The following is a 7,713-nucleotide window of genomic DNA, read 5'->3' as shown; positions in this document are numbered from 1 at the left end:
GAGTACAAAGTAAATTGATTTTGATTAGATTTTTTTTCATTTAATCTTAGATTTAAAATAATAAAAGTTTATACTATATTTATTTAACTCTGATATTGCCTGCGGTGCTTGTTTTTGTCTCTCCGAAACTATGCAATACAGAGAGGAAAAATTTTCAAGCGTTCCGTTGGAATTTTCCTGCTTAGGGAATTTTTTTTCCTAATGTGAAAAAAAATTTTTCACGGCAGGAAATTTTCATCGGCTGGCTATGCCTTTTCATACTTATAGGTTTTCAATCGCTTTTAATACCTATTTTTTTGCTGAAATGTTTTCTACTTACCAATAAAAAACAAAACTCTCAGCAGAGCTGAAAGTTTTGCTTTACCTTTTTAATAGGCTTATTTGTTGTGTAAATCCACCCAATCGTATCCGCTTCCGGTGTATCTGCAACCTTGGAAAACTCCCCTAACATTAGATCCTGTTCCTGTTCTGATATACCTTAGAGAACCTTCGTTAGCTTCAACACAACTCATAGAAGCAGCCGGATCTGATGCGCTCCAATGCTGATCTTTATCTCCTTCTTTAATATAAAACTGTATCGCTCCATTGACTACCAACTTAGCACCACCATTTTGAATATCATCGAAGTGATCTATATTAATACCTACACGAGCGTTGTGTAGTACCGTAAAAGCATCTGAGTAAAGATTTCCATTAAATGCATCTCCATTTCCTATAGTGAAGAGACGGGAGCGAGGAGGATTAACACGGTCTCTAAGATTTACCGTAGATGTTGTAGCTCGATTTCCTATCACCACTTCTCCATAACCATTTGCTGTATTTTTTATCCCCATAGCTACTGAATAATCTCCTGATGCTGTGGTATTAAGTCCCATTGCTACCGCACCCGTTCCTGATGCAGCGGAATTATTTCCCATTACTACCGCATTTTCACCTGATGCTTCAGTAGCCACTCCCATAGATACTGATTTTGGTCCTGATGCTGTGGTATTAAGTCCCATTGCTACCGCATGATTCCCTGATGCAGTAGTTCGCTGTCCCATGGTTGTTGAATAATCTCCTGATGATGTGGTACCGCCTCCCAGGGTTATCGCTTCCGTCCCTGATGCTGTTGAAGCTCTTCCTATAGCTATTGAATAATCTCCTGTAGCAGTGGTATTAGTCCCTATGGCTGTCGAATTATTCCCTGATGCAGTGGTTAAAGCTCCTATGGCCATCGCATCCGGACCTAATGCTTTAGTGTTTCTTCCGATGGCTATTGCATGCGGATGTGATGCATTGGAAGAATCCCCTATAGCTACTGAATTTTCTCCTGATGCAGTGGCATTATTTCCCATAGCTATTGCATTCTTATTAGATGCATTGGCTCTATCTCCCATAGCTGTTGAAGATTGTCCCGATGCTATGGTATTAAGTCCCATAGCTGTTGAATATCGTCCTGATGCAGTGGTTTGAAATCCCATGGCTGTCGCATCCTGAGATGATGCAGTAGTATTTCTTCCCATAGCTACTGAATAATTTCCTGTAGCTCCCCTAGTTGTGGAAGCACTATTACTATAACTTAAATCCACGGCTTTTTCTCCTATTTTTCCATAGTTGTCCGCGGTTCTTCCGATGATAGCCAAGCCTTTATTGGTACTATTTCCGGAAATTTCCTCCAAACCTGTTCTCCAAAATTCATTGGCACTATGTCCTGGACCTCCTAAGTTCATACCCTGTCCTGCGGTATAGGTAGAGCCGTTATCGGCAGCAGGTGCCCACTGGTTACCATTCCATTTTAATACCTGACCGTTAGAAGGGTTAGCATTTGAAATAGCCCTTCCTTGTAGTTTAGTTACCTTTACATTATTATTGTTCTGTGCTGCAGTAACATCTCCTGTTAATGCTGCACGCTGAATATTGTTACTTCCATTAATAATTACCGAAGTAGAACCTGTGTATTTGGTATCGGCATCCGAAGTAGGGGCCCACTGGTTACCATTCCATTTTAATACCTGACCGTTGGTAGGGGCAGTTGTTGAAATGGCTTTTCCTCTCAATTTGGTTACCGTTACATTGTTATCGTTCTGTGTTGCGGTAACATCTCCTGTAAGGGCAGCACGCTCCATAGTGGTTCCATTTACCTTCACGGATGTCGAGTTGGTATAGGTAGTTCCTCCTGTAACATTTGCCGAAATGGTGTTTCCGTTAATGGTAATTCCGTTTCCTGCTCGTAAATTTGTGGATATTACATTACTACCATTGATAGAAATCCCATTCCCTGCTCTATATTTAGTATCCGTATCCGCAGCAGGTATCCACTGATTCTGCTGGGCATTCCATTTCAATACCTGTCCGTTGGTAGGTGCAGTAGCAGAAATAAATTTTCCTTGCAATCTTCTTACCGTTACTTCGTTACTATCTTTATCTGCAACGGCATCACCTGTAAGAGCTTGTCTTTTGAAAGTAGTTCCTTCCAAAACCACAGAAGTAGAACCGCTATAAGTGGTGTTAGTATCTGTATCCGCAGCAGGTGCCCACTGGTTACCATTCCATTTTAATACTTGACCGGAGGTGTTTCCTCTCGGAATATTTGACGAAATCGTATTTCCGTTAATGGTAATTCCGTTTCCTGCGGTGTAAGTCGTATTGGTATCCGTGTCATTGGACGGTATCCACTTGTTTTGTGTAGCATCCCATTTTAATACCTGACCGTTGGAAGGGGCTGTATCTGCTATTTCTCTTCCTTTGATTTTATTTACGGTTACATTGTTACTATTTTGCGTAGCGGTAACATCACCTGTAAGGGCAGCTCTTTCGAAAGTATTGTCATCTTTCTTAACTACTGATGTAGAACCCGTATAAGCAGTGTTTGTATCGATATCCGCAGCAGGTGCCCACTGGCTACCATTCCATTTTAATACCTGACCGTTAGAAGGGTTAGCATTTGAAATAGCCCTTCCTTGTAGTTTAGTTACCTTTACATTATTATTGTTCTGTGCTGCAGTAACATCACCTGTTAATGCTGCACGCTGAATATTGTTACTTCCATTAATAATTACCGAAGTAGAACCTGTGTATTTGGTATCGGCATCCGAAGTAGGGGCCCACTGGTTACCATTCCATTTTAATACTTGACCGGAGGTGTTTCCTCTCGGAATATTTGACGAAATCGTATTTCCGTTAATGGTAATTCCGTTTCCTGCGGTGTAAGTTGTGTTGGTATCCGTGTCATTGGACGGTATCCACTTGTTTTGTGTAGCATCCCATTTTAATACCTGACCGTTGGAAGGGGCTGTATCTGCTATTTCTCTTCCTTTGATCTTATTTACGGTTACATTGTTATTGTCTTTTGCAGCAGTAACATCTCCTGTAAGAGCTTGTCTTTTGAAAGTAGTTCCTTCCAAAACCACAGAAGTAGAACCGCTATAAGTGGTGTTAGTATCCGTATCCGCAGCAGGTGCCCACTGGTTACCATTCCATTTTAATACTTGCCCTGCGGTGGGAGTAGCATTTGAAATAGCCTTTCCCTGAATGGCAACCACTTTAGTGGTATTACTATTCTGTGCTGCAGTAACATCACCTGAAAGAGCAGCACGCTCCATAGTGTTTCCATTTACTTTTACAGATGTAGAGCTGTTGTAGGTAGTTCCTCCCGTAACATTTGCTGAAATGGTGTTTCCATTTATTGTTATACCACTTCCGGCTGTATATTTTTTATCTACTTTTACCCACTTTTTTTGAGTAGCATCAAAATAGTAAAAACCTTTGCCGTCTACTAGAGATGTGGTGCCTGTGCCAGTCGTTCCATCTGTTATGTAGACTAAAGTAGATTCTTCTACATCTTCTCCCATGTTTTTGGCTCTAGCAGAGGTTACATTAGGAATGATAATCCCTTCTTTAGAGTTCCCATTAACATTGACATTAGAAATTTTAAGATCCAATGTAGCTTTGGGATTTTCTGTATTAATCCCTACTTTTCCCTGTTGGGCATAAGTTACTGCTCCTGTACATAACGCACAGAGCATACTTACATTGATTAGATTTTTTTTCATTTAATCTTAGATTTAAAATAATAAAAGTTATACTATATTTATTCAATTTTGATACTGCTTGCAGAGCTTGTTTTAACCTTTCTGAAACTATGGAATACAGAGAGCAAAAAATTCTATTTTTGTTTCTATTGAAAATTTTGGATATTTCTGTACGAAGATAAAATCAGTAAAGGCCTTTTTGTAAGGCAATATTTTAATTCTTTTGTTTTGGTATTATTTTGCTGTTTTAATCGTAACGATATCGGGTGTATAAAAGAACGGAAACAATGTTTAGCTAAAAAAAACTCTGTCTCTATAATAACAGTAGAAAAGCTGTTAAAGTAAAAGAGACAGAGAGAGTCCCAAATGGGGAGCATGAAAAAAATATAATATACTACAAGTCCTCTGAAAGAAAGAGGGTAAGCCTCTTCCTTAAAGAAATCAATGAATGTATCAGAAAATGTATTAAAAATAACAAGGCACGAAAATACAATGCTTGATGCAAAGATAAATCGATGAGGCTTTTGCTGTTTGTTAGAATTTATATCACGCGCGAAGGTCGGCTCTTGCGTGTATGTACACAAAAATTCGGAACAGTTAAATATTTGCATAAGTTTTTTAATATTCTCAATATATTGATTGCCTATATCATAAAAACGAAGTAATTATCGATTATTGTGATAGCGGTGCAAAGGTATGAAAGTTTTAAAAATTACAAAATAGTAAGTATATTAAATTTTAAAAATAAAATATAGTAAATTTGCACTAACATAATGACTAATAAACCAAAGTAGAGCTTTTGTTTAATAATATAAAATATCAGCATAAGTAATTTGAAAGAGCTAAATCATTGTATCAATACATTTTTTTTCTATAGTTCGTTTTCGTTTTACCTGATAAAATTGGTTATTTATATATTCTCTTTGGTAGTTTGCTTAGAGTTAATTGCTATATCAGTAAAGAATTTTGATAGTCATTATAGATATTTTTATATGAAAAAAATAATCTCAATAAAATTTTCATCTTTAAACTAAAAGTAAATGAAAAAAAATCTAATTAAAATCAATTTACTTTGTACTCTTATGGGTACAATGGTTTACGCCCAGCAAGGAAGAGTGGGGATTAATACAGATAGTCCCAAAGCTACATTAGACATCCATTCAATCAATGGAGAAAGTGTTTCCGGAATTCTCATACCTAGATTAAACGGTGGACAATTCGAATCTTTTTTAAAAAATACGCCCTTAGGGGTAGATCAACATTCTATGATGTTGTATCTGACGGAACCAGTCGTTATAAAAAGTAATAACGGGTATCCAAGAGAGTTGCAAACTTCTCTCAATAATGTTTCGTATACAACTACTGTAAATCAAGGGCAAACAATTGGTCCAGGATATGTAAAGTATATTTATGATTCCCAAAGTGGGCAGGGAACTTGGGTAGATATAGAAACTGCCATTCAAAAAACAACAACACTTCAAACTAGATATACAGTAGGAGATAATGGTACTACCCGCTATGCTTTCGGTACTCCTTCATCAAGTTATAAACTAACCTCCACTAAAACTTTGGTAGAAGGAAGAAATTCTATAAACCTTGCTTCTATAGATGGAGACAATAAAACATCTAGCGTTAATGCTGATTATGCTGCCGCTGTAGGGGTAAATACTATTGTAGAAGGCAAAGCCTCTTTTGCCTCTGGCCAAGATACAAAAATAGGTCGAGGTGCAGAAAGTTCTTTTGCGATGGGGCAAAATACAGAAGTACTGGAATCAGCAAGTAATTCTTTTGTAGGGGGGAATGCAAGTAAAGCAAAAGGAGCTGTATCTTTTGCTTTTGGTACAGGAGCTTATGCCGAAGCTGGGGAAGTAGCCTTAGGTTTCTTCAATACAGATGCATATTCTGATGCAAGTGTTGGTAAAAAAAGATTGTTTGTAATAGGTAGAGGGGAAAGCGCTCAAAAAAGAGATGCTTTTAGCATATTAGGAGATGGTAAAACAGGTATCGGATACGACAGTTTTGATAATCCTAATATCAGTGGAAACTCTGCTTTACTTCAAGTAAACGGTGCCATTCTCTCTGGTTACCTAAAAGGTACTGGAGATCGCCCTGTATATGCTGATGCAAACGGAGTTCTTAAAATTGGACCAAGTTCAGCAGTTTATACCGTAGGGCAAGGTATGAAGCTCAACGGAAATACATTCTCTAGAACCGGATTGGAGCAAGCTGATGGAAAGAATGGCTTAACCATTATCGGAAGAACAGAAGCAAACTATGGTACCGTAGGAACAAATGCTGTGGATTTAAGTTTTTCAAATTCTACTGACAAAGGTGCAAAAGGAAATTATTCCGTAGCTATGGGATTCAATAATGTTGCTTCAGGAGAAGGAGCTGTAGTGATGGGAGGAGTATCAAATTCAGCATTGAGTGCGATTGTTCCTAATCAAGCTAGTGGAGCTTCTTCTGTAGCTATGGGATTAGGAACAACTGCAAGTGCAAGAGCATCTGTAGCTATGGGAAGGTCTACTAATACAGGAAATTCAGATAACCATGTGGTGATGGGAATGTATAATACCGTACCAAATCGAACTGATGCCCGAAGTAGATTGCTAACCGTAGGAGCTGGAACAGCAGTAAAATCAGCAGACGCTTTTACTGTATTAAAGAACAAAAAAGTAGGAGTAGCTATTGATGCGCTCGAAAACGATAATGATATCAACGATTCTAGTCCTGATTTCCATTTGAATAAAAAGGGACTGCGTTTTCAAGGTGTAACTAATAAAACTGATAGAGAAATAACATGTAATAGAGCTAATCAAGGATCTATTAACTATGTAACTGCAGGAGGGCCATCCTACCTTAGGATATGTTTGTTTACTGGGACAGGGGCTGCTGAAGCAGATACAAGTTATAAGTGGTATAAAATAAATGTAACTCAGGAGGCAGATAATAATTAAAACCTACTAAAAGATACTGTTCCAAAACAGTATCTTTTTTTTTCTATATTTTCAAGAAATTAATATGTTATTGTTTTGTTGTTTATAAAAACTTTTTATAATTTTGCCGCGTTCGTCGTATGAGAAGTAGTGTGCAATATATTATGATTTATGGAAAGTTTAACAATTTTTTGTTTAATACAAAAAAAAGTGTAAACATATATATATTTAGGACTAAGACACTAAATAGCTGTAAGTGGTTTTATTTATGGGCTTCTTACAAAAATAATTTTAAAAAAGCAAGTAGAGATTACTTTAATATTTTGGCATTGCAAGGGAATTTATCATTGATTCTTTGCAGTGTTTTTTTATGTCTTGTTAATACTTTGACACTGCAAGGGAATTATTTGTCATTGATTCCTTGCAGTGTTTTTTTATGCCTTGTCCCGAAAGCCTTAGGTAGAGCCGAAATATTTTCAACACTTTACCAGCTAAAAAAATAAAATCAAGTTTTTTTTGATAAAAATACTACAATCCCAAGCAATATAAAAGCTCAAAATTATGCCAGTAAAATTTAAAGCCATTCAAAAAGGACAGTACAGTATGGTGGGAGAAGTAGTAAAAATACTATGCTTTCCTTAGAAAGATGAAAATAAGCACCGCAGAAAGTATCAGAGTTAAATAAATATAGTATAAACTTTTATTATTTTAAATCTAAGATTAAATGAAAAAAAATCTAATCAAAATCAATTTACTTTGTACTC

At 36.9% G+C, this 7,713-nt stretch carries 2 protein-coding genes; one reads left to right on the top strand and one right to left on the bottom strand.

Translation table 11 applies throughout. The features are described 5' to 3' along the window. Positions 1–377: 377 nt before the first annotated feature. Positions 378–4,034, bottom strand: a complete 3,657-nt coding sequence (locus tag BLS89_RS10130) for an RIP homotypic interaction motif-containing protein (protein WP_092738085.1) — start codon at positions 4,032–4,034, stop codon at positions 378–380. A 1,019-nt stretch (positions 4,035–5,053) separates the two neighbouring features. On the opposite strand from BLS89_RS10130, the gene BLS89_RS10120 reads away from it, so the two are divergent. Then, entirely contained in the window at positions 5,054–6,970 is a 1,917-nt protein-coding gene (locus BLS89_RS10120; protein ID WP_092738081.1) for a hypothetical protein, read from the top strand. Positions 6,971–7,713: the final 743 nt, after the last annotated feature.

Source organism: Riemerella columbipharyngis, from assembly GCF_900101995.1.
Lineage (GTDB): Bacteria > Bacteroidota > Bacteroidia > Flavobacteriales > Weeksellaceae > Riemerella > Riemerella columbipharyngis.
This window is presented reverse-complemented; position numbering and strand designations above follow the sequence as displayed.